The sequence below is a fragment of the Bifidobacterium commune genome (assembly GCF_900094885.1).
Lineage (GTDB): Bacteria > Actinomycetota > Actinomycetes > Actinomycetales > Bifidobacteriaceae > Bifidobacterium > Bifidobacterium commune.
The window spans coordinates 1-21,741 of the sequence record NZ_FMBL01000002.1; the positions used below are offsets into that span (position 1 = coordinate 1).

Here is a 21,741-nt window from a genome sequence, read left to right on the forward strand (position 1 = left end):
AAATTTCAATCCACGCTCCCGCGAAGGGAGCGACTGCAAATTTGAAATCAAATATTCCAAAATGCAAACAGCGCTATTGTACCAGCTGCGAATCTTTGCAGAATTCCCGTAAGTCAGTTATTTTTTCTTCTCTTTTCAATTATCAAACAGCCATCAGACCCATCATTAAAAATGATAGTCCGAAAATACCTTGCAAAACAGGTGCGAACCTTCTGAAAAAAAATGAGTGCTTCACTTTCGCACTCGCAACGACTACGCTACACACCCTATTGCAATACAAACAATGAAAGAAATCAATTGCTTGAGCTTAAACCATCATAATCTCATCCTCAGGAAGGTGCCGTACCTTTCCAATATGATCGATTCGGTTCGAATATTTGGTACCTAAATTATAGAATCGCAAACTATCCTTCTCGGGATCAATGATGCCATTCAACTCGTTCTTTAAAAGCAGCAAATCGGAAGGTGAGACAAGGCACTCAAAAACACTATTTTGGACACGCTGCCCGAATTTGACGCACGCCTTGGCCACGAGCCGGAGTCGCCTCTTACCTTGCGGTGTTTCAGTATTCACGTCGTATGTGACGATGACCATCATCGATCAGCCACCTCACTTCCACATCAACGGTGGATATGCATCCAAATCACCACGCAAAGTACGGACAAGCAGCAGCGCCTGAATATACGGCACCAACCCCCATGGCATTTTCTCTTTCAAAAACGGATGAGTCAACTCCTCTGTTTTTCGTTTTTGCCATGCCGAAAGAACTACTTTCCGACCTTTCTCATTCAGAAATACCGCACCGTTCTCCTGCTCCTCAAAGTCTACAGGCTTAATTACACCAGTATTGATCAAACTCAACGCAAAACGATCCGCCAAAACAGGACGCAGCTCTTCCATCAGATCAAGCGCCAAAGACACCCTCCCAGGCCGATCCGTATGCATAAATCCAACATATGGGTCCAGTCCAACACCCTGTAATGCAGCAGTGCAGTCATGAGTCAGCAACGTGTACACAAACGAGAGCAAAGCATTCAGCCGATCAAGCGGCGGCCGCCGGCTTCTGGCCTCGAAATAAAAGTCATCCTTGCTGCGCAAAACCAAATCGTCGAATGCCAAGAAGTAGTTCTTCGCAGCGTTGCCTTCCAAACCCCGTAATTCATCAATGTTGGAACAACCTCCCATTTCAGCAAGAGCTGAATGCAGCAAAGCACTTTGCTGGGCTATTCTCTCAACATTGACCCTCAAAGCATGATCACGCTTCGTCCGTTCTAACACCCACCGACAGTTGAACACTTTGCCAAGAATAAAAGATTTGGCTATCGGCAGGCTCTGAGCTTCATTGTCAGCGATACGGAATTGCTCCCTACGAAGCAACACGTTCCGGTTCTTTTCACCGAAAATCGAACAATAATATCGGCCGTTTGGAGAATAAAACGATAGATTCACATCGAATTCTGCACATTTGCCCATCAAGGCCGGCGACGCGCCCTTATACGAGAAGCACAATATTTGCTCTATCGACCTGAGTGGTACCGCTGCCAGTTTCTTGTCCCCAATCTGAACAACCACGTTCTCATTCTTGAGCGAAAGATACGCCTCTTCCGTAAGAACAAACAATGTATTTAATAATCTACGCATTTCAATTCCAGTTGATTATGCTTCGGCAAGTGCTTGCTCAATATATCGTTTTACCGACCGTTTCTTTTCCAGCTCAGGCAGACACAGATTTTTTAGCGAACAGGCGTTGCAAGATTTTGTCCGTCGAGCGTTTGGGGTCGACTGACGACTATAGAGATCGTGCATTTGTCCATAAGTCTCAATTACACAATTCCTGAGTCCTACATCTAAGTCGACCGTTTCCCTCCGTTTTGTCTCCTTATAAAACAGCGCGGCTTGAGGAATATCGCAACTAAGCATCTCTTCCAGACACATGGCTTCAGCACAAAGCTGCAGCCTATCTTCATCTCCGATTTTAGAATGACCATGCTTATACTCGACAGGATACGGAGCCCAAGTACCCTTACGTCCTTGAAGCTCAACACCTTGAGGGTCCCTGCGGAATTCCACGACATCGCATATTCCCGTTACCCCAAGACGACGCGAAAAAACCCTAAGACTGTGCATACGGAGGATATCGCCGCGACTTTCGGATTGTTTGTAGTCATCAGCACGCTTGTGGTCCAAGGACCCCGAGGTCGTTTGGACATTGTCCTCCCACAACTGCTCAATGTGAATCAAAGCCCATTGCCTCTTGCAAAAGGTATAGTGCTGAATGCCCGCAAGGGCCAGCCAATCCTCCTCAGGATAATCGGCCAACCCATACGAGCTTCCCAACTTATTCGTAGCTGTCATAATTCGGTTAAAAAGATGAAATCAAATGATCAACGACCATTAATTTCGTCATAATGCAAACCGGGAATCGAGTCTGCCTTGACCGTGACCTTGGTTTGCTCACCATCGTCATCTATGCACACCGAACGGTGTACCGCAGCTGAGGGGTACTGACCAAGTTTGCTATCGTGGGTAAACCAAATAACCTTCAGAACTTCCATTGATCCGGAAGGCCTAGCCGAACTTTCATCATTGATGAACAAGGTCACCAACGCCTCCTTGATTTTTTCAGCATCTTCGGCCGTAAAACCGGTTTTTTCGGCAAGTTGAGGACTGATACTACCAAATGTCGTATAGACCGCGCGACCTGAAACACGATATTTCATACCCATGGTATCGCTGGATTTGGAACCATCCTTGGTGGTCTCACTATTGACGGACTTGGTAATCTGCACGCCATCTACAGCAATTGGTTCCAGCGAAAATGCTGACTGGATTGACACGGGACCACGGACACCCAGCGAAACAGCATCGGTGTCCCCACCTTTCTTGTATGCGAACACCTGCCCAAAGGAACGTACGTCTATCCATTTTGCACAAACCGCATCAAAAACAGCATTTTTCTGCTTTTGCTCATCTTTGGGAAGAGTCGCAAGAAAACCGCTCATTCTATCTGACAATGATTTCGCACCGTCATCCGACCTTTCATCGGACTGCACAAAAAGCGACTCGCCAGCGTCTTGAAGACGATTGCGTATCTTACGCTTTAGCGCCACATCGGACACTTCCCCCAAACCCTCCGAAGTAGTTCGAGGCCGGTTCCCTCCTAGAGGGTCACCATTCGGATTCGCGTTCGTTACGCTAAATACAATCGCAAAATCGATCTTGTTCTGCAGGGTTTCCATTTTCATTCTCCTTGTTCATTGCTGTTTACAGCAGAATCATTGTTTTTGGTAAATCTGTTTCTGAGCGCCCTCCGTTGTGACGAATATCCCAACAAAAAGAGCGGAGAAAGCGCGCTGTTATCCTCGAACTGGCGATCTTCAAACATGTCAGTCACTTCGTCGATGCTGTTTTCATACGCAAAACGTTGCGCAGATTTTACCGACTGAAGATAGGGCGCCAATTGAGAACAGATATTATTCCACGTAGAATACGGTCTTGCCGCAAAATTGGTAAGCAACTTTACTGCACTCGTCGGTCTGTCAATACCTCGCTTGTAGAGAATCTCGCTTTCCAATTCGTCGGCGAACGCAAGTAAACGACCATACAGGTAGTCCCTGTCTTTCCTTTTGGTATCCAATGCCATGGGAATTTGCTCCTTTTCGGGTTTATGTTGATTTAACGTTTTCTTCCAAATGCTGCAAGCCACCTCAAAGTCATGCCGCCATGCTGCCAAACTGGCATAACTTTCCGGACGAAGTACGTGATAGAAGGCAGAAACGGCAAGCGGTCTAGGTAGAACACCATTTGAGAACATTGCTTCGATAAGTTGCTTTTCCGTATTTTTGCGGAAGCTTGTATATCCTGCACCAGTATGTTCCCCTGGCCCGTATGCACAGTTGGTTATATCCAAAAACGAGGGTGCGCCGATATAAGGAATGACTGTAGTCTTGATTTTCTCATTGGCTCCCTGCTGTTCTTTTTTCTCGAAATATGTGAGAGGCCACGATGCCTCTTCATGCCAAGAAGCGACACTTTCCAAGTACTCATCTTGTGCCAACTCAACGTAATAAGTAACACTCAAACGCCCTGTTGTCGCAGCATCGAAAATGGCGACAACTACAGTTTTAGAATGTTCAGAAAGCTTTCGACCAGCAGCAAAACCTCGCACAATCCTGTGGAACTGTTTCGCATAATTCGTATCGACAGCAGTTTTCGCTTCTTCTACATGATTGGGCTGATCGCTTTTATCTAACACATCGTATTGATGCAAAATGTCATAAGTATTGGCTGAAGGCTGGACTACTCGCGTCGGATTGTCTTCGACCGCCCAAACGACGACCGTCTGTTTATCGACGGTCCTGCCATTGTTGCCAATTAACCATTTCAAAGCAGCATGAACCTTCTGGCTCGTGTTACTATCAATCCGAATGGCTTCCTGGGCGGATTGGAACCGCCCTCGATAAGTAAAATTGCTTTTGTCGTTTGAGGAAATCAGTTTCGCGTTACCTGCTGCACCAACAATGTTCTTGGGAAAGTTGGAAGCACTCTGAAAGAACGGCTCTCCAAGCGAATCGGAACCACAGGGAGTCTTCCCCTGTATCAGATGATCGATCCAACGCTTCTGCAAGTTCCAGTCCATCCATACTTCGTCCGGCTCGTCGGTAAGCGTGTGCACTGAAAAGCGCACACCAATTTTAGGATCTACTTGAACAATCACCTCATGTTTGCCTTCATCACCATCAGCTTCGTTCTCATTCGACTGTAATAGACCTTTTTCTGCAGCGTCATCTATAACACTATGAGTCGTTACATATGTGTATATCGCATTGAGCTTAGGATCTTGACCCTTCCAGCTATCCAACAGTTCGACATACTGCATATGCTTTTTGGTATCGAACTTAGAATCAAGATAAGCAATCTGATCACAAAGCGGGTGCGGCACGGGGTCCTTGCCGCTGCGCCCCATCGACTGCTCAGTGCACGGGATCATAACCGAAACATCCTTGCTGTCCATCTCCATCCCTATAAGATCACCACGGGAATCGATGATGACATGCAATCTGGTCTTTAGCGGAATATGGAAAAGTGGAGACAACATTTTCTTGGTGTTCAAGGAAGAATCCTCGTTTTCAACAACTTCACCGGACGCGGCTTCAATTGTGCCGTACGTGCCTAGCAACGTGGACCATAAGCTCATTATTGTTCCTCCTCCACCGGCAGTAAAGTTTGGTCTAGATCAAACTGTTTGACTCTTTCATGTTCACGAATGACTCTGCTATCCAGCGCAGCGCTACCCGGACGAGGAAACTCTATGACGCCGTTATTCATTTGAGGTCTCCAAAATTGGGAGATAAAGTCTTGGTTCGGGTTTTCGTCCGGATAGATGAATGAATGAAACATGTAGCCAAGACTCATTTCACCGTAATCATCATAAAAGCCGGCTCCTGAATTAAATTCACAAGGTTCCACATAGCCCTGGCATTCTCTGGTACCCAAGAAAATATCTCGGCGCCCACCAGCTTTTACCGCCCGTTTCGCTATGTTGTGGTGCTTATTCTCATCACGGTCAGCGGCCAGATCTTCACGTTGCTCATTCCACTCAAAGTGAGCAAGCACTTGATACCTGACCTGTTTAAGATATGTATAATAGGAAAGGTCATTCTGATTGGCGTTGTATTTGATGGGACGAATCCCTTTGCTCTCCGTTTGAATTTTGCCCATCACTCTGACAGCATCGACATACCAGATCAGAGTCGGTTTCCAATATATCCCTTCAGTTATCCCCTTCAACGCTTGATACGTAGGCACTTGATAGGAGAACTTCTCACCTCCGACCCTGGTAACGACTTCAGAAAATAACGCATATCTTCCTGAAACCTCATACTCGATGGAATTTCTATATTTTTGCATAACCCCTCCTTCAGATAGAAAGAAACTCAAGCGGCAAACCCTGAGGCTTCAGCACAACCCCATAGTCCGCAGAATAAAAATCACTGTTCAACAAGAAAATATCAAAATCTTCGTCGACCTGACTGAGCGCCTCCTGACGCGACAATTCATCATATTCATAAGGAAACAAAGAGACGGTGTATTCCTGCAGGTGACGCAAGGCGTCGAGCTTTACCTTGAAATCGTCATCCTGCAGTTGCGCCAGATAGTAGGATGCCTGGCCATATTCCACGACAACACTCTTGGCCTGCTGATCGATGACTTTGAATTTGCTCCCCGCAGTTCGGAAGGCTTGAGCAAATGCGCGCCCATACTCATTGCCGGTACGGTTGCGATAGGACCCCCTTCCGGCTTCATTCTTAGATAACAAGTCATAAACCGTTGTGCCTTTGCCTGCATCCGGCAGAACGTAATCCATATACGAACCTTGGTCTTTTTTGGCGAAATAGCGTTTATAGAATTCATGTATCATAAATCCAGATTGAAGATCTTCAGCCGGGTAATCGTACACAAGTTCTTGCGTGATTCTTTTACCGTCTTTGATGTCGGGCAGGTGATCCAGGCCCCGCTCATCACGTATAGAAAATACATACACAGGTTGCGGAACCGGGGATTCACCGCTTCTGTTACAGCGCCCAGCGGCCTGCAAGATGCTGTCTAAACCAGCCATGGCGCGCACGACACGCTTAAAGGAAATATCAACCCCTGCTTCTATGAGTTGTGTGCTTACACAGATAACGGGCTCGCCGCTATCAAGCAGTGTTCTGGCATACTCGATTTGATATTTGCGGTGGGCGCCGCACATGGATGTACTCAAATGGATCAGCTTGAATTTTTCGTTCGCATTCAACTGCTGAAGCCGTCGGAAAACGGCACGGGCTTCTGATTTGAGATTAACAATAGCTAGACAATTTCCACCCTCTTTGGCTCTTTTGTAGACCTCGTCAGCAAATTGATCGACCGTTTTGTCTTCAGACGAAACGATGATTTCGGTTCGCCTGCTTTGCGCAATATCCTGTTCGGAAACCTGTATAAGGTCTGGTTCCTCACTCAAGGCAAGGTTCTTGCGCCTCGTGGTATCTATAAGTGGCTGAGTCGCTGTGCAAAGCACGATTGTGGAACCAAGCACACGGGAGAGGAAGCTGACCACCTCGTTAAAAAGATTGACCATGTTTAAAGGCAAGGACTGAACTTCATCGAATATGATGACACTGTTTGCCATATTATGAAACTTGCGCAGTTTTGTTCCGCGAGAAGCCATAGCAGATTCAAGGAATTGAACCATCGTGGTTACGACGAAAGGATTGGCCCATCGCTGCGCCGCCAACCTACGATTTTCTCGCTGATCATCATCATCGCTGATGGACACGCTGGAATAATGCTCCAGCAACGAATCACTGTTTACGGAAATCCCCAGCGCTTCACGGAACGTAGCCGTCGTCTGCTCAGTAATCGTCAAGTACGGACTGACATAGATAATATGCTGTTTGCCAGTATTTTTTGCATGATGAAGCGCAAACCGTAAGGAGGCCAAAGTCTTGCCCCCGCCAGTTGGGACTGAAAGCTTATAAATTCCCGTAGGTTTGCCACTGGCTTTCAAGCATTCTTCCGATATTCGTGTACGCATATCGTTAATCAACGAACGGGAGGTAAACCGCATGATGTACTTCTCAAAGTGATCAATATAGACGTCCCATGAAACGCAATCATTTATAGGTTTGATACCCTTTTCAAAACACATGGCATCAAATCTGTCGGCATCAACCAATCGGGAATACATATACTTGACGTACAAACCCATGGCAAAATCGAACGATGAACCTGACGCATAGCCACTAATCGACTTGACAAGTTCCTGACCATCTCGTTCACTACGCTCAAAATCCCTTTGCACAGGAATTTGCAATTCGGACAAGTTCTTCTTAATCTCCGCCCAACTGTATTTTGGGTTTTCCTTACACTCATCCGATATTTCATCTGTAAACGAATACTGGCCTTCCGCATCTAGAAAATCCGGAAGATCCCCATGATGACTCGCCACAATCGCTTCCGTCATGTCTTGCGTTAGCTCTCCAAAGCACCCATCGCCTGCATTCAACTCCGATATCTCGAACGCACCTTGCTTGGCGTGCGGAATCTCTCCACGTTTCCCCTCCCCCAAAAGCAGGTAACGCTGGAAACTTTGACTGGCCTTGCCGAGATCATGAATCTCACCTACCAGACGTGCCGTATCACTGTACCAAGTTTCAAACCCCTCCGCCAAAAGGCCTGTTTCATGAAGATGGTCGTGCAGCGTCTGCAATCTGCCATCGGCGGTTTTCCTCGCCATCAACGGTTTGTGCATCATAGCCTTTCAAGGAAACATATTTCCTGCTTTGTTATATATTAACATATTCTATCATTTCGCAATCGACTGAAGTTCATATTTCTGACAATATTCGAAAATCCTCTGAATCTGACTTCGAACGGTTTGCACTAACCCGACAAATCGCCCCTTTCCGATTCTTATTTGTATGCAGGTAAAATGGCATAGTCGCCAAGTACAGTTTGGCGTGGATTGAAAAAGTCGCTTGCGCAACGAAAAATGCCATTCCACAAGGAATGGCATTTCAATCTGCGAAATTAAAAGCACAGGGGATACCAGCGGTGACTTTGAATCCCACTCCTTCAAGGCAGGGCACTTTCGATCATGAAAAAGCCCAACGCGTAAACTTTTGCGTCACACAACCCGCATCTATAAAACATCTTAGCTCGGCGGAAAAGCTCAATTAAATACATAGGCGCAAAAGGCACAAAAGACGGAATCGCGATACTAAGTAACAACGTCACACACGATTTAGCAGAGGGGGAAAACTTAATGGCGCGAGCATGCATGCTCTAACCTTCATCCAAAACAGAGTCATTATCAACTGACACAAATACTTTTTTGCGCTTATAAACGCTAGCTATGAAAACAGCAATAGTGCAAAATATGATAGATGCAATCAACAGCAAAAGCACCACCTGCATATTGCCCACTCCAAGGTGCATCGTAACTCCATTTGAAGAAGGTGTCGTTTGGAAGTAAACGGCTCCCCAAAGTGCATCCGTACGCTGTTTAATATCGCCAGTGGTAGAAAACATAGCATAAATGAGTCCTCCTGCCAAAATCATAAGCCAGAGGGCTATAGCCGCACAGATAGCTGTAAGAATATGCTTAGCTGTGTTCATATCGGACACTCCTTTGATGTGCGTATATACCAAAAATAGAATAGAGAACCATTATCAGCAATATAATTATTAAGAAGATAACAAGAGATATACCACTCAAATTAAGCAGGCCTACAGCAAAAAGAAGCAAGGCGCCGACGAGCATAAGAAAAGCAAATCCAATGATGCTAGCGATTGGATTATGCTTAGTCATAGGAAAGAGAATGCCCAGCATAGTACAGATAATTGTACCAGCAATAATCACAAGATATGATTGAAAAAGTCGCTTGCGCAACGAAAAATGCCATTCCACAAGGAATGGCATTTCAATCGGCAGAGCAAGAATCCTATTCAGTCCATCCTCCAACCCAACGGACTTTCAACCCTATTTTTCACTAATACGCGCAACACCTCTATCAACGTTGGCAATCTGCCGAAAATAAACAGCCCCTGCAGAATCATTTGCAATGTAAACAGGACAAAAGTTGAGAGGGAATACAGCTAGAATCGTTGAATTAAAAATGGGTTCCAGATAATCACCCGGAACCCATTTACAAAGCGGACAGGGCGAGATTCGAACTCGCGGAGGATTGCTCCTCAACGGTTTTCAAGACCGTCTCTTTCGACCGCTCAGACACCTGTCCATGTTGCGCAAGCCGACATACATCGAAAAACGCAACTCAAGAATTATAGCAACCTCCCGCAGACAGGCCACGGCACGGAACGCAGACGGGAACGCAGGCAAGAACAAAGATGGTAGCTCTCGTCTATCAGCCGGAGACAAGAAACCACAATAAACGCGATTCCAAAATCCGAACCAGACTAGCCGGACGATGCCCCCCCCCAAACCACAATCCCCAAAACCTAACCGAAACACGAACCAAGAATTGACACAGTCGGCACAGGCCACATCACTCTCTGACGCCAAAAGAACGAGCCATAGACCAAAAAGAACCCGCCGACAATCACAAAGATTGCGACGGGTTCAAAACATCACGAAAAATAAATCGTCAGTAAGAGCCTCAGGCTTCCCACTTGGTCGGCTCGATGACCTCGCGACCACCCATGTAAGGGCGCATGGCCTTCGGAATCTCGATAGCACCGTCCTTCTGCTGGTGGTTCTCAAGAATCGCGACCAGCCAACGCGTGGTGGCCAGCGTGCCGTTCAGCGTCGATACCGGACGAGTCGAACCGCCCTCGGTGCGCTCACGCACATTGAGGCGCCGCGCCTGGTATTCCGTACAGTTCGAGGTGGACGTAAGCTCGCGGTAACGGCCCTGCGTCGGCACCCAAGCCTCGTTGTCGAACTTGCGTGCGGCCGAAGAACCCAGATCGCCGGCGGCGGTGTCGATCGTGCGATACGGCACTTCGACCTTGGCGAGCATCTGCTCCTCCATGCTCAGCAACTGCTGGTGCATCTCGCGGGATTCCTCCTGCTTGCAGTAGACGAACATCTCCACCTTATCGAACTGGTGAACACGGATGATACCGGCCGTATCCTTCCCAGCAGAACCGGCCTCACGGCGGTAGCAGCTCGACCAGCCCGTGTATTTCAGCGGCCCGTTGGAAAGGTCCAGGATTTCGTTCTCGTGCATACCCGCGAGCGCCACTTCGGACGTACCAACCAAGTACTGGTCGTCAGGTTCGCGCAGGCGGTAGATCTCGTCAGCATGCGAATTGAGGAAGCCGGTGCCGGCCATGACTTCGGGGCGCACCAGCGTCGGCGTAATAGCGAGCGTGAAGCCGTTTTCCTCGGCCTGATCGACGGCCATGGTGAGCATCGCGATCTGCATACGTGCAACGGCGCCGCGCAGGAAGTAGAAGCGCGATCCGGATACCTTGACGCCACGGCGCATGTCGATGCCGGCAACGCCCTCACCCAACGTCAGGTGGTCCTTGGGTTCGAATCCCTCAGCATTGAAATCACGCGGGGTACCGACCTTACGAACCACCACGTAATCATCCTCGCCACCTTCCGGAGCTTCAGGGTCGACGATGTTGGAGAACTGCCACATGGCCTTGGTGTAAGCCGCAGAGGCATCGTCCGAAACCTTCTTGTATTCGGCAACCTTGTTGGCAAGTTCCTTTGTTTGAGCCAAAAGTGCAGCCTTCTCGTCAGGAGCGGCCTGGGCGACCTTCTTGCCCATGGCCTTCTGGCTGGCACGCGCGTCTTCGTACGATTTCAGCGATGTACGGCGAACCTCGTCCTGCTTGAGGACCTCATCGACGAGTTCGACAGATTCTCCGCGTTTACGCTGTGATTCGCGCACGACATCAGGGTGTTCACGAATGAATTGGATATCTAGCATTCTTTAAGCCTACTTCCGTAAAAGGACACCGTTCAAACAGCAGCGAAGCGTCGAAGGGCAACGGCAATACCCGCGATGACGGGGCACCACCGTTGCCCTTTCGCCCACTAACAAATGTCACAGGAACAGTTTGACGATGTTGTAGAAAATCGCGCTCACGGCAATGATTCCCACAATCACGATGAACACGTTGCTCGCCTTGCCGGAGTATTTCTTGAGCGCTGGCACCTTATGGATGCCATACATCGGCAGCAGCAACAACACGAAAGCGATCAGCGGACCCGCCATGGTTTCGATCAGGCCGATAGCCGACGGGTTGGCCCAGGCTGTGAACCAGCAGACCAAGAACATCAGAACACTCACACAAATGTTAAGCGTGCGCTGATTGATGGTGACATTACGCACGTTACCCACCTTGCGTATGATGCCGCCAAGTCCTTCTTCAGCCCCAAGATAATGCCCGAGGAATGCCTTGAAGATGGAGACGAAAGCAGTGATGGATGCGATCCAGGAGATGGCCGGCGTATTGAGCACGTTGGCCAAGTAGCTGAGAATGGACACGTTTTCCGCTTTGGCTTTCACCAGATCCCCGGGTGTGAGCGCCAGGTCGCAGCTCAACACAAAGAAGAGCACGACGGTAACCATCAATGGCTCGCCCACTTTGAGGATACGACCGATCTTCTCATCGGAATACTTGCCGTAACGCTTGCGAACATTGACAGAGAACGGGGAAACGATGGCGGAATGGTCGAAAGTAAGCACGATCACGGGAATAAGCAGCCAGAAATTAAGCAGGAGTGCGCCAAAGTCGAAACCGCCTGTCGCTGTTTTCGGCAGACTTGAAAGCATGGACGGGTTCCATCGAGGAATGAGATAGACCGCGAACCCCACCAGTACGGCGATAACCGGCCACGTCATCCAGCTCATCACCCGGGTGACCGCACCGGTTCCGCAGGTCATGACAAGAATAAGTGCCCCGATGAGGATGAAGGAAAGCAGCCAGCGCGGGGGTGCCGCAATATGCAGCTGGTTAACCATGAAACTTTGCGCGGTGTTGGTGATGGAAACCGAATACATCATCAAAATGACCAGAATTTCAAGGAAATAAATGATAGTGAAGGCCATGCCCGGACCGAAACCGAAATGCCGCTCGACCACATCGGTGATGTCATCGTTGGGATTGTCGGTCGAAAGCACGAATCGACACATCGCCCGATGCGCAAAATAGGCAAGAGGATAGGCTACGGCAAGCATGAGCAAAATGCCGAGAATGCCAGCTCCACCCGCATCTATGGGCAGGAACAGCACGCCCGCACCGATTGCCGTACCAAACAAGCTCAGCATCCAACGCGTATCCTGACTACGCCATTTAAGCGCGACAGCCTTGCCTCTCCGCTCTTGAACGTCTGCATCGATTTGCCCGACGCCTGATTTGGATTGCACCGGATATTCTTTGTCCGTCATGGTGATATTGCCACTTTCCCTTTAGTGATGGTGAATTACTTGGTGTTGAATGACGACGGGCATCTACCCGATTCAACCATAGAACACTTTGCATCACGGGCAGAACATGCCGACGTGGGATGCGATATCGCGAAAACTGGGAAAAGCTAAATCAGTCCGAGATACCACTGCACACGACAGTCGACGACAAGCACGATCGACGAGTCGCAAAACGAATGCCCATTACCCGGGTACCAGAAAGGCCGCGCACAGAAGACGCGTTGCCACTGGCCACCATTTCGGGATTGAACATGATTCTAAGGGTACTCAAAAATCGCGGAATCACAAAATCCGACGACACATTTTGAGACGACCACGAAAATTCGACAACAACAAGGCAAATGCACCCCCACTTTAAAGGCGTGTAGGATTCGTTGATTTTTCATCCAGCTTTGGGCGCAACGTCAGCATTGCGCGACACAATAGAGCCATGTCTCGAACTGCGCTTTTCATCATTATCGCCATCATTACGGCTTGCGTTCTCACGATTGCCGCCTTGCTGATGTGGCGCGGATGGAGTCGCTGGCGCAGAGTCCAGCTGCTGAACAAGCGTGACGACGACCAGGTGAAATACGCCTTCATCATCAACCCGTCCAAACCTCAGGCGGCACGCGCACGAGTTCACATCGAGGAATTCTGCAAGAGCCATGACATCGACGACATCGAATTCATCGAGACGACACTCGAACGTGACGGGCTGGCTTGCGCACAGGAAGCACTGAAACACGGAGCCGACGTCTTGGTTGCGGTAGGCGGCGACGGAACGGTGCGCACCGTGGCAGGCGCTTTGAGCGGCACCCAGCAGACGTTAGGGATCATCCCCATCGGTACGGGCAACCTTTTCGCCCGCAACATGGGCATCCCCGTCGATGACATGAACGCAGCCCTTGCCATCGCGACTTCACGCGGCGAACGCATGGTGGACACCGGACGTCTGGCCTTGCTGGACCATCCCGAGGACGACCATGCCCATGCGTTCCTCATTATCGCGGGTATCGGCTTCGACGCTGACATGATCAGCGATACTGACCCCGAACTCAAGAAGAGCATCAGCTGGCTGGCCTACTTCTCCGGCGGAATGAAGAACCTGTTCGCGCCCAAATACCGCGGCGCCATCACGATCACCAAAGCCGACGGCACCTCCCGGACCATCGGCGACGTGCATTTCCGTACTTTCCTTGCCGGAAACTGCGGGCAGATTCCCGTTTTCTCGCTGATGCCGGACGCCTCGTTCGACGATGGCCTGCTCGATTACGAAATCATCGATACCTCCGGAGGTCTTCTGGGATGGATGAACCTTGTCGGCGACGTCGTTCACCAGACGGTGACAGGGAGAGTGGAGCAAAGTTCGCTTTCCACCAACTCCACCATGGACCAGGTTCAGGGCACCGCAGCCGAAATCAAACTTGAGAAACCGGCGCTGGCTCAGGTTGACGGCGATATGCTCGGCTCGACAAGCCATATCCGTTTCAGTGTAGAGCCAAGGTCGCTGCGTGTCCGGGTCCCTGCAGCGGAGAACGCCGCGCAGTAATTCCCGCAGCAGCTCTTTGCAGCGAAGACTTCTGCTCTGACCTCCCGTTCGGTCTCGTGATTACTTGGCGTACCCGGTCAATTCAACCTTATTGGAGACATACTCTCCGATGTACACACCGTTGACACCCTCATAGCCCTGCCTCTTGACTTCGGCCTCAAGCCAGTCCTTGTCACGACCGATGGCGTCCAATACATCCGTATCCATTTGCCCGTCAACGATAATCGGCAGACGCAGGCTCTCGTCGCCGTAGCAAATCACCGTAAGTTGGCCATTCTGCTCGAAGTAGGCCTTCAACACCTTAGATGTTTCATAAACCCCTTGCGAGCGCAGTTTAAGCATGAGATCGCTGGCGGAGATGCCGTTACGCATGCAGGTCGCCACATCGACCTTGCCGCGCGAAATAAGCATCACCGGACGTCCGTCGATGAGCTTCTTTGCGAAGCGGTTGTGTTCCTTGCAGAACTTGATGATCATGCACAGCACCATCCATGTGATGAGTACAAAGACGAACTGAAGTACAGTAATCTGATCGTTGTAAATCACACCGCCGATGATGGCGCCAAGAACGTAGTTCTGAATCTGGTCCATGGCGCTGGTTGGCGCGAGGTTGGACTTGCCGAAAAGGTTGATATGGACAATCAAAAATGCGATGCCCACAACGAGTTTGATGATGAGTGTAGCGTTAATCAGCATGACGATTCCTTACTTTTCAACCTTGACGTCGGCAAGCATGTGCGTTTCAGTGAGCGTATACGATGTGTAGTCGGTATTAAGCGTCACCGTATAGTATTTTTTGCCGATTTTGACGATTACACCCTGATTGAGGTATTTCGAGTTCACAAGCACGTCGGTTTGTGCAACATGCTGATCTTTTGCAACGTGTTGAACAAAACTAACCATCTGCTCGCTTTTCGCGCTGGCGGTCTTGTTCTGTTGGAACTGAGTGAAACCGCTGCCGAGCGTGAGCACCACAAGCAACATAGCGATGATGCCGAGATCTCGGTACTTGGTCTTGAGTCGGTGGCGCAGATAAAGTACGAAGAATGCGACCAGCGCCACGCACAGCACACCGATCAGCACAAAACGAACCACTTGATTGATGCCATGTTGATTTTGTAGGTAATCAATCCCATAAAATGTCATAGAACCCCCTTGTACATGATTGACCTTCAATTCTCCCCACACTTATCGTAGGATTTTTGGAGCACGGCCGTGCTCTTTACCGCTGAGAGTAAAATTCATACGACATTCCTTTATCGAATGTCTTAATATCCATCGAACCGAACAGCCTTGTTGTGCCATTCTTCGGTAGCTCGCACAAACTGGCGGTTTGGACCCTGCGTCTGTGGCAAAATGGGAAGCATGGTTGCAATCAATGCGGGCAAACCCGCCACTCAAGCCGACCTCATCGACGTCAACGAGGTCATCGGAACATACTATGACGCCATACCCGACCCCGCCGATCCGGCGCAACGCGTTTCGTTCGGCACTTCCGGCCATCGCGGTTCATCGCTGAAAACTTCGTTCAACGAAGCACATATCGTCGCCATCACACAGGCGATTGCCGAATACCGCAAAAAAGCGGGGGTCACCGGCCCGCTCTACATCGGTCGGGATACCCACGCGCTTTCAGGCCCCGCAATGAAGACAGCGATCGAAGTGCTTGTCGCCAATGAGGTGAAGGTGCGAATCGACTCACGTGACGACTTTGTCCCCACACCGGTCATCTCGCACGCTATTCTCACACACAACCGTGCAGCCGACGGCTCGCAACGGTTTGAAGGCGAAGGTCTGGCCGATGGCATTGTCGTCACCCCTTCGCATAACCCACCCACGGACGGCGGTTTCAAGTACGACCCAGTTACCGGAGGCCCCGCACCCGCCGAGGCGACCGAAGCCATCGCCAGACGCGCCAACGAGCTGCTGGGCGACTTCCGCAAGGTCAGGCGCGTATCTTACGACGAAGCCATCAAGTCCCCATTCGTGGAAAGCTTCGACTATCGCGACCACTATGTCTCGGATCTCGGAAACGTCATCGATTTCAATCTGATCCGTTCTTCCGGTGTTCGCCTTGGTATCGACCCGCTGGGCGGCGCATCGGTTAATTACTGGCCGCTCGTCAATGAGAAGTATGGCCTCAACATCGGTGTCGTACGACCCGAAGTTGATCCGACGTGGCGTTTCATGACACTCGACCACGATGGCAAGATTCGAATGGACCCCAGCTCCCAGCATGCAATGAAAGGCCTGGTCGATGAGCTCAACGCCGGTGCATGGAACAAATACGACCTCGTGGGTGGCACCGACCCAGACGCCGATCGTCACGGTATCGTATGCCCCGACTGGGGAGTCATGAATCCGAACCACTACCTCGCGGTATGCATCGCCTACCTGTTCGGAGGCTCACGACCGGGCTGGCCCGAGGACGCAGGCGTCGGCAAAACACTGGTTTCCTCCTCGCTGATCGACCGTGTCGCCGCATCCATCGATGCACCGTTGGTCGAGGTCCCAGTCGGATTCAAGTGGTTCGTGGACCCCTTGTTCACCGGCAAAGTCGCGTTCGGCGGCGAGGAAAGCAGCGGAATGAGCTTCCTGCGCCGCGACGGGCGCGTGTGGACCACGGACAAAGATGGCATCATTCCCGACCTGCTGGCTGCGGAAATCACCGCCAAAACCGGAAAGAACCCGGCCCAGCTGCATCAGGAGCAGGTCACCCGATTTGGTGAAAGCTGGTACAGCCGCATCGACACGCCGACCACACTGGAACAGAAGCAGAAATTCGCCGGTCTCTCCCCCAATTCGGTGCAGGTCACTACGTTGGCCGGTGAAGACATCACCTCCAAGCTCACCAGTGCCCCGGGCAACGACGCACCAATCGGTGGCCTCAAGGTGTCCACCAAGAACAACTGGTTCGCCGCACGCCCTTCCGGCACCGAGAACATCTACAAGATCTATGCCGAATCGTTCGTTTCCCCCGAGGCGCTCGATCAAGTCCTTTCCGAGGCCACGGAAGTCGTCGACAACGCCTTGGGCGAGTAGCCGGAAAGACTCAAGCCCGAATCAGACGTTAGCGCCAGATAGAAGATAGGCCGGCCGATTGTACGAACAATGCGAAAGTCGCATTCTCTTGGCACCATCGGCCGGCCTTGTCATCATTGCTCGTTTCATCATCGTCTGGAATAATTTCGCCGCCAATACGTAGGCTGGTGACTATGACTATCACGGTTTCCACGGACGGCAGTGCACTCGGCAACCCCAATGGACCAATGGGTTGGGCTTGGGCGGACCATGCAACGAATGCGGCGAGAACGCCGGAGCATCAACACGACGGCGACAGCGACGCAGGTGGAGCCACCAACGGCACCAACCAAATCGGAGAGCTGTGTGCAGTGCTTGAAGCCTTGCGGGCGCATCGCGGCAGTGAGCCACTGACCATCGAGACCGATTCCCAATACGCCATCAACTGCTCAACGACATGGGTCAAGGGCTGGAAGAAAAACGGCTGGAAGAACTCCCAGAAAAAGCCGGTGAAGAACGCACCGCTTATCAAGGCCATCGACGCCGAAATCGCCGCACGCAAAGGACCGGTGGCATTCGTCTGGGTCAAGGGACACAACGGCAACCCCGGAAACGAAAAGGTTGACGAACTGGCCCACACCTACTCGGGCGACGCGCGCAGCGGTGTCAAGGACGGCTATCTTCCACTCGAAGGCTGGCAATCGCTGTTGGCCTCCCCCTATGCCAAAGGTCTTGATATCCCATCTGACGCGCAGATGCTGATCGACGGAAAAATCACCGAAGAGCAGTACCATCTCGGACGAGGCGGTGAAGCTGAAGACGATAACGAAGAGCATCGCAAGCCCAAGCCGACACTGGAAGAGCTGCTTGCAGAGCCCGAAGGCGTACCGGAATATGATTTCAGCCCGCGCCAACCGGAAGCTGCCAATCAGCAATCTGCCGGAAACGACGGACCGCTGTTCAGCGATACACCTGCGGCGACCGACTCGCAGAACGAGGCAGTCGTTTCAGACAAAGTAGCCGAAGATTTGTCGGCGCCAGAAGAGAGCAACGCAGATAAGGATGCATCACAGCCGAACACACTGGACGACGATGCGGCACAAACCAATACCGAACCAAATACCGACGATGAGGAATTACCCGACAGCCGGAACGATTCCGCTTCAAGCGCAAGCAGTGAGGTGAAAAACTCGCCCGACAAGACACCAGCCCAATCCGATGATTCCGAGCCATCGGAAAGTGCACCGGAATCGGATGAAGACATCCAATCCGATCTTGACAATGAAGACACCGATGCTCAAGACACCAGCGATGCAAACGCTGTCGCCACTAACGATCAGCCATCGAAAACACCTGAACCCGCCTATCTCGCAAACGGACTGACAGTTAACGGCACCCTGCACTTCTTCCCCGCTCCGCAGACCAGCTCAACCTACGATGGCAAGGCCCGCCATATCCGCGGAGTCATCGCCGTTGACGGATACGTCGCAGGTGACGGTAGCATCACGTTGAACAACGCACAATTCCTTATTGCCAACGACAACGCTCAGAACAATAGGAAAACACAATGAAAAAGTAGCGGAACACCGATACTATGGAAAAGGCGTCCGCCCTTCACGGCGGACATAGGACCTTGATAAATAAGGAGTATGCATGGATAAGCAACAGCAAGACGCGTTGAAGAAGGCAGCTGGCATCGAGGCGGCCAAGTTCATCAAGGACGGCATGGTTGCTGGCCTCGGGACCGGATCAACCGTGCGATTCCTTGTAGACGAACTTGGGCGCCGCACCCAGGAAGAGGGACTCCAATTTACTGGCGTGACGACCTCAAGACGCACAGCCGAGCAGGCTAAGGGCTACGGCATCAAGATCGTGGACGTGGATGACGTCGATCACATCGACATCTCCATCGATGGTGCAGACGAGGTGGATAAGAATTTCAACGGTATCAAGGGCGGCGGCGCGGCGTTGCTCTGGGAGAAGATCGTCAACGAAAACTCCAACTACAACATGTGGATCGTCGATGCATCCAAAGTCGTCGACCTCATCGGCCAGTTCCCGCTGCCCGTTGAGGTGATCCCCTACGGCTCCGGCCATGTTCTCAAGAAGTTTGAGGAGAAGGGATACAAGCCGGTTCTGCGCAAGGGTGCCGACGGCACCGAGGTGCGCACCGACGAAAACAACTTCATCATCGATTTGCACATGGACCGCATCGAACAACCTCACGACCTCGCGGAAGACCTCATCAACACGGTCGGCGTGGTGGAGCATGGACTCTTCCTGAACCGCGTGGACAAGGTCATCGTCGGCGATCCCAACGGACCACGCATCCTCACCGTTTCCGAGGACTGATTCTCCTTCGCGCCGATAGAGCTATCTCAACGAGACGCCGGCACGAAACACCAGTCAGGCCGGCACGCATTGGATGTCACAAGCGTGCCGGCCTTTGTGTTACTTCACCTGATCAACGGCCTGACGCACTGCCTCATATTCAGGTTCGTTCTGAATCTCAGGAACTTGCTGCGTGTATGCAACGTTGCCATCACGATCGAGAACGACCACCGCGCGGGAAAGAAGGCCCTTCATCGGTCCGTCTGCAATTGTCACGCCATAGTCTTCACCGAATGTGGAACGGAATGCCGAGCCTGTAACGACGTTACCGATGCCTTCGGCACCACAGAAACGGGCCTGCGCAAAGGGCAGGTCCTTCGAGATGCAAACCACAGTGACGCCATCGAGCTCTTCGGCCATCTTGTTGAACCTGCGCACCGACATTGAGCAGGTCTCAGTGTCAAGCGAAGGGAAAATATTCAGGATAACCTTACGACCCACGAATTTGTCGAGCCCGAAATCATTGAGGTCGGCGTCCGCAAGAGAAAAAGCCGGAGCCTGAGAGCCGACTACGGGAAGAGTTCCAACGGTTTTGGTGGCCGCGCCACCCAAAGTAATTTCTGTCATATTCTCATAGTGTCACAGAATTAACCCGCGCGCCAATCCCTTGCGTACGATGCCCTCAGACTCGCGGTATCTGACCATCTATTCAATACCGGCACATGACCCACAAAATAAGCATCTCGCCTTGACCACAGAAGACGCAGCCGTATGAAGTGGAACATCCTGCCAAAAGCCTCAAAACAGCAAAACGACGTTTCAAAAATAACGTCCAACCGCACAATGCTTGCGATAAAGCAAGGCCCGGAATCTTACGACCCCGGGCCTCATAAAAGCTTTTATACTACTTGCGCTGATGACGAGTCTTACGCAGCAGTTTGCGGTGCTTCTTCTTGCTCATCCGCTTGCGGCGCTTCTTGATGACAGAACCCATCTGAAGCCTCCAATCCTTAACTGTAAGTTTGCAACTTGACCTATCCTACTCGCTCTTGCCGACTTAAAACACCACTATCCACGATTTGCCTTGCCAATCAGGAAATCACGAATCGGCTTTGTCGGTTAGCAATCAGAGCGGGAACTTCGGGTAAAAGCGCTTAATCGAATCGGTGGAACCTGTGGCTTGGAACACGACAGTGTCATTGCGCCAAATGGCTGTCGCCGTCTTCCCCTTGTTTGCATCGGTTTTGACGATGTACTGACCCGTGGAGGTGCCAGAAACCTTTACTCCTCCAGTTGCCACATCCTGACCTTTCAACGCTTGGGTAAGCATTTCGTACTGCCGCTGGGCGGCATCACTGCCTGCCCACTGGGCTACAACAAGAGTGACGTCCTTGGACATGTTGCCGGTGGAATACGTAAGGGAATACTCCTCCAACGGAGATGCGACAGTCCAATTAGCACTCGGAGCCGCCTCCGTACGAGCGAAACCGAGCACATTATCAGGCATTGCCTTCAACAGTGGACTGGAGTCCTGGGGCAACTCCTTAGCTTTGATAGACGGAGAAGGCGCAGGATTGCTGGCGACAGGCTGCTGCTTCGTGCCCCCTGCCCCCTTGTTCATGGCCCATCCCGGCCACACGAACGCTGAGAGCAAGGCGAGAACAATCACCAATGCCGCGGCAGTCACCACGGCAAGCAACTTACCGTGGGATGAAGATTTCTGTTCGCTTGTCATGAGGGCCATTATTCCACATTGGGGTGACGCTTCAACGAAGCCGATTGGCTTGACTCCCACCTTTTTCACCATATATTTCAGCACTTTTTTCAACTCCGCCTCAGGACATGAAAATGCCACCATCACGTTTCAAAACCCTAAAAATACAAACACACACAAACCGACTAATTTT

General features: G+C 51.0%; 21 protein-coding genes and 1 tRNA gene. 6 read left to right on the top strand and 16 right to left on the bottom strand.

The window, feature by feature from the left end:
• A partial coding sequence (locus GA0061077_RS07055) for a hypothetical protein (protein WP_234696499.1) occupies positions 1-287 on the top strand: 287 nt, incomplete at its 5' end.
• A gap of 20 nt (positions 288-307) precedes the next feature.
• On the opposite strand, the gene cas2 is transcribed toward GA0061077_RS07055, so the two are convergent.
• Genes cas2 through cas3 form a run of 7 tightly spaced genes read right to left on the bottom strand, consistent with a single transcriptional unit; the run spans position 308 to position 8,279 of the window.
• The gene (gene cas2 / locus GA0061077_RS03805) at positions 308-598 is read right to left on the bottom strand and encodes a CRISPR-associated endonuclease Cas2 (protein ID WP_091847660.1); all 291 of its coding nucleotides are present in this window, start codon (positions 596-598) and stop codon (positions 308-310) included.
• A gap of 12 nt (positions 599-610) precedes the next feature.
• Positions 611-1,642: a type I-C CRISPR-associated endonuclease Cas1c gene (gene cas1c, locus GA0061077_RS03810; RefSeq protein ID WP_091847661.1), complete on the bottom strand. Its 1,032-nt coding sequence runs from the start codon at positions 1,640-1,642 to the stop codon at positions 611-613.
• A 15-nt stretch (positions 1,643-1,657) separates the two neighbouring features.
• Positions 1,658-2,356, bottom strand: coding sequence for a CRISPR-associated protein Cas4 (cas4, locus tag GA0061077_RS03815; protein ID WP_091847662.1), 699 nt, complete (start codon positions 2,354-2,356; stop codon positions 1,658-1,660).
• A gap of 29 nt (positions 2,357-2,385) precedes the next feature.
• Positions 2,386-3,240 carry a type I-C CRISPR-associated protein Cas7/Csd2 gene (gene cas7c / locus GA0061077_RS03820; protein ID WP_091847663.1) on the bottom strand — a complete coding sequence of 285 codons (855 nt, stop codon included), beginning with the start codon at positions 3,238-3,240 and terminating at the stop codon, positions 2,386-2,388.
• A gap of 2 nt (positions 3,241-3,242) precedes the next feature.
• Positions 3,243-5,198: a type I-C CRISPR-associated protein Cas8c/Csd1 gene (cas8c, locus tag GA0061077_RS03825; protein ID WP_091847664.1), complete on the bottom strand. Its 1,956-nt coding sequence runs from the start codon at positions 5,196-5,198 to the stop codon at positions 3,243-3,245.
• On the bottom strand, positions 5,198-5,911 hold the full coding sequence (cas5c, locus tag GA0061077_RS03830) for a type I-C CRISPR-associated protein Cas5c (protein ID WP_091847665.1): 714 nt from the start codon (positions 5,909-5,911) through the stop codon (positions 5,198-5,200). Before cas5c ends, cas8c begins: the two co-directional genes overlap by 1 nt.
• Before the next feature lie 10 nt (positions 5,912-5,921).
• Entirely contained in the window at positions 5,922-8,279 is a 2,358-nt protein-coding gene (gene cas3 / locus GA0061077_RS03835) for a CRISPR-associated helicase Cas3' (protein WP_234696501.1), read from the bottom strand.
• A gap of 218 nt (positions 8,280-8,497) precedes the next feature.
• Between cas3 and GA0061077_RS06950 the strand changes: the two genes are divergently transcribed.
• Positions 8,498-8,722, top strand: coding sequence for a hypothetical protein (locus GA0061077_RS06950; RefSeq protein WP_143249600.1), 225 nt, complete (start codon positions 8,498-8,500; stop codon positions 8,720-8,722).
• Between the two features lie 105 nt (positions 8,723-8,827).
• Here GA0061077_RS06950 and GA0061077_RS03840 read toward each other — a convergent pair whose 3' ends face one another.
• The 4 genes from GA0061077_RS03840 to GA0061077_RS03860 form a co-directional block, all read right to left on the bottom strand.
• Positions 8,828-9,160 (bottom strand): hypothetical protein, encoded by a 333-nt coding sequence (locus GA0061077_RS03840; protein WP_183193118.1) that lies wholly within the window; start codon positions 9,158-9,160, stop codon positions 8,828-8,830.
• A 538-nt stretch (positions 9,161-9,698) separates the two neighbouring features.
• A tRNA-Ser gene (locus GA0061077_RS03850) sits at positions 9,699-9,783 on the bottom strand.
• Positions 9,784-10,161: 378 nt separating this feature from the next.
• Complete coding sequence (serS, locus tag GA0061077_RS03855) at positions 10,162-11,448, bottom strand: serine--tRNA ligase (protein ID WP_091847668.1); 1,287 nt, start codon at positions 11,446-11,448, stop codon at positions 10,162-10,164.
• A 117-nt stretch (positions 11,449-11,565) separates the two neighbouring features.
• The gene (locus tag GA0061077_RS03860) at positions 11,566-12,912 is read right to left on the bottom strand and encodes an SLC5/6 family protein (protein ID WP_234696502.1); all 1,347 of its coding nucleotides are present in this window, start codon (positions 12,910-12,912) and stop codon (positions 11,566-11,568) included.
• Positions 12,913-13,381: 469 nt separating this feature from the next.
• On the opposite strand from GA0061077_RS03860, the gene GA0061077_RS03865 reads away from it, so the two are divergent.
• A complete protein-coding gene (locus GA0061077_RS03865; protein ID WP_091847669.1) occupies positions 13,382-14,482 on the top strand; it encodes a diacylglycerol/lipid kinase family protein in 1,101 nt (366 codons plus the stop codon).
• A gap of 60 nt (positions 14,483-14,542) precedes the next feature.
• Here GA0061077_RS03865 and GA0061077_RS03870 read toward each other — a convergent pair whose 3' ends face one another.
• Together GA0061077_RS03870 and GA0061077_RS03875 are read right to left on the bottom strand one after the other, a co-directional pair.
• Positions 14,543-15,178 carry a DUF421 domain-containing protein gene (locus tag GA0061077_RS03870; RefSeq protein WP_091847670.1) on the bottom strand — a complete coding sequence of 212 codons (636 nt, stop codon included), beginning with the start codon at positions 15,176-15,178 and terminating at the stop codon, positions 14,543-14,545.
• Positions 15,179-15,187: 9 nt separating this feature from the next.
• Positions 15,188-15,628: a DUF3290 domain-containing protein gene (locus GA0061077_RS03875; RefSeq protein ID WP_091847671.1), complete on the bottom strand. Its 441-nt coding sequence runs from the start codon at positions 15,626-15,628 to the stop codon at positions 15,188-15,190.
• A 219-nt stretch (positions 15,629-15,847) separates the two neighbouring features.
• On the opposite strand from GA0061077_RS03875, the gene pgm reads away from it, so the two are divergent.
• The 3 genes from pgm (at position 15,848) to rpiA (ending at position 19,855) form a co-directional block, all read left to right on the top strand.
• The gene (gene pgm, locus GA0061077_RS03880; protein ID WP_091847672.1) at positions 15,848-17,524 is read left to right on the top strand and encodes a phosphoglucomutase (alpha-D-glucose-1,6-bisphosphate-dependent); all 1,677 of its coding nucleotides are present in this window, start codon (positions 15,848-15,850) and stop codon (positions 17,522-17,524) included.
• 173 nt (positions 17,525-17,697) lie between these two features.
• A complete protein-coding gene (locus tag GA0061077_RS03885) occupies positions 17,698-19,074 on the top strand; it encodes an RNase H family protein (protein ID WP_091847673.1) in 1,377 nt (458 codons plus the stop codon).
• A gap of 82 nt (positions 19,075-19,156) precedes the next feature.
• Positions 19,157-19,855: a ribose-5-phosphate isomerase RpiA gene (gene rpiA, locus GA0061077_RS03890; protein WP_091847674.1), complete on the top strand. Its 699-nt coding sequence runs from the start codon at positions 19,157-19,159 to the stop codon at positions 19,853-19,855.
• 99 nt (positions 19,856-19,954) lie between these two features.
• Here rpiA and tpx read toward each other — a convergent pair whose 3' ends face one another.
• The 3 genes from tpx to GA0061077_RS03905 form a co-directional block, all read right to left on the bottom strand.
• Complete coding sequence (tpx, locus tag GA0061077_RS03895) at positions 19,955-20,461, bottom strand: thiol peroxidase (RefSeq protein WP_091847675.1); 507 nt, start codon at positions 20,459-20,461, stop codon at positions 19,955-19,957.
• A 277-nt stretch (positions 20,462-20,738) separates the two neighbouring features.
• Complete coding sequence (locus tag GA0061077_RS03900; RefSeq protein WP_004268639.1) at positions 20,739-20,828, bottom strand: 30S ribosomal protein bS22; 90 nt, start codon at positions 20,826-20,828, stop codon at positions 20,739-20,741.
• Positions 20,829-20,960: 132 nt separating this feature from the next.
• Positions 20,961-21,569, bottom strand: a complete 609-nt coding sequence (locus GA0061077_RS03905; protein ID WP_091847907.1) for a hypothetical protein — start codon at positions 21,567-21,569, stop codon at positions 20,961-20,963.
• Between the last annotated feature and the right edge of the window lie 172 nt (positions 21,570-21,741).

Coding starts and splice junctions, on each gene's coding strand:
- cas2 (WP_091847660.1), bottom strand. CDS start 598: ATGATGGTCATCGTCACATACGACGTGAATACTGAAACACCGCAAGGT.
- cas1c (WP_091847661.1), bottom strand. CDS start 1,642: ATGCGTAGATTATTAAATACATTGTTTGTTCTTACGGAAGAGGCGTAT.
- cas4 (WP_091847662.1), bottom strand. CDS start 2,356: ATGACAGCTACGAATAAGTTGGGAAGCTCGTATGGGTTGGCCGATTAT.
- cas7c (WP_091847663.1), bottom strand. CDS start 3,240: ATGGAAACCCTGCAGAACAAGATCGATTTTGCGATTGTATTTAGCGTA.
- cas8c (WP_091847664.1), bottom strand. CDS start 5,198: ATGAGCTTATGGTCCACGTTGCTAGGCACGTACGGCACAATTGAAGCC.
- cas5c (WP_091847665.1), bottom strand. CDS start 5,911: ATGCAAAAATATAGAAATTCCATCGAGTATGAGGTTTCAGGAAGATAT.
- cas3 (WP_234696501.1), bottom strand. CDS start 8,279: ATGGCGAGGAAAACCGCCGATGGCAGATTGCAGACGCTGCACGACCAT.
- GA0061077_RS03840 (WP_183193118.1), bottom strand. CDS start 9,160: ATGAACACAGCTAAGCATATTCTTACAGCTATCTGTGCGGCTATAGCC.
- serS (WP_091847668.1), bottom strand. CDS start 11,448: ATGCTAGATATCCAATTCATTCGTGAACACCCTGATGTCGTGCGCGAA.
- GA0061077_RS03860 (WP_234696502.1), bottom strand. CDS start 12,912: ATGACGGACAAAGAATATCCGGTGCAATCCAAATCAGGCGTCGGGCAA.
- GA0061077_RS03865 (WP_091847669.1), top strand. CDS start 13,382: ATGTCTCGAACTGCGCTTTTCATCATTATCGCCATCATTACGGCTTGC.
- GA0061077_RS03870 (WP_091847670.1), bottom strand. CDS start 15,178: ATGCTGATTAACGCTACACTCATCATCAAACTCGTTGTGGGCATCGCA.
- GA0061077_RS03875 (WP_091847671.1), bottom strand. CDS start 15,628: ATGACATTTTATGGGATTGATTACCTACAAAATCAACATGGCATCAAT.
- pgm (WP_091847672.1), top strand. CDS start 15,848: ATGGTTGCAATCAATGCGGGCAAACCCGCCACTCAAGCCGACCTCATC.
- GA0061077_RS03885 (WP_091847673.1), top strand. CDS start 17,698: ATGACTATCACGGTTTCCACGGACGGCAGTGCACTCGGCAACCCCAAT.
- rpiA (WP_091847674.1), top strand. CDS start 19,157: ATGGATAAGCAACAGCAAGACGCGTTGAAGAAGGCAGCTGGCATCGAG.
- tpx (WP_091847675.1), bottom strand. CDS start 20,461: ATGACAGAAATTACTTTGGGTGGCGCGGCCACCAAAACCGTTGGAACT.
- GA0061077_RS03900 (WP_004268639.1), bottom strand. CDS start 20,828: ATGGGTTCTGTCATCAAGAAGCGCCGCAAGCGGATGAGCAAGAAGAAG.
- GA0061077_RS03905 (WP_091847907.1), bottom strand. CDS start 21,569: ATGACAAGCGAACAGAAATCTTCATCCCACGGTAAGTTGCTTGCCGTG.